Consider the following 490-nt stretch of genomic DNA (forward strand, 5'->3'; position numbering starts at 1 on the left):
TTAAACCATCCGTCGGAACGTCAAACGTGGGTAGTGTGGAGTTTGTCGGATTCATCTCCGCGCTGAAGCGCGAGGCTTTCTCCTCGAACTTCCGTAACTGACCAGAAGGGCTAATTATACCGTTTGAGTATCCCGACCCATGGCCCTCCACGCAGTCGAAAACGTCGAGAAAGCGTTCGACATCACTCGAGAGTTTCTGACGCCCATCGATCTCCGCCGCTGGCTGAAACTCGCGCTCGTCGTGTTCTTCGTCGGGGGCGGCGTGAGCTTCCCGACGGCGCAGTTCAACACGTCGACGCCGTCGGGAAGCGTCTCGAACGGAGATATTCCGTTCAGCCTCCCGGTCGACGTAGTGACGCTCGTCGTCGTGTTCGTCGCCGCCGGACTCCTCCTCGGCGGGTTGTTCGCGCTGATCGGCGCGATCATGGAGTTCGTGCTGATCGAGTCGCTCCGCACCGGTGAGGTGTCACTCCTGTCTCTTATACACATC

1 protein-coding gene is annotated in these 490 nt (G+C 59.0%); it reads left to right on the top strand.

Annotated elements, in window-relative coordinates; all coding sequences use genetic code 11:
• Window positions 1–139: 139 nt before the first annotated feature.
• Window positions 140–490 (top strand): DUF7544 domain-containing protein (locus C468_RS00430; protein ID WP_008846881.1); only part of this gene is annotated, 351 nt, incomplete at its 3' end.

This window comes from Halorubrum kocurii JCM 14978 (assembly GCF_000337355.1).
Taxonomy (GTDB): domain Archaea; phylum Halobacteriota; class Halobacteria; order Halobacteriales; family Haloferacaceae; genus Halorubrum; species Halorubrum kocurii.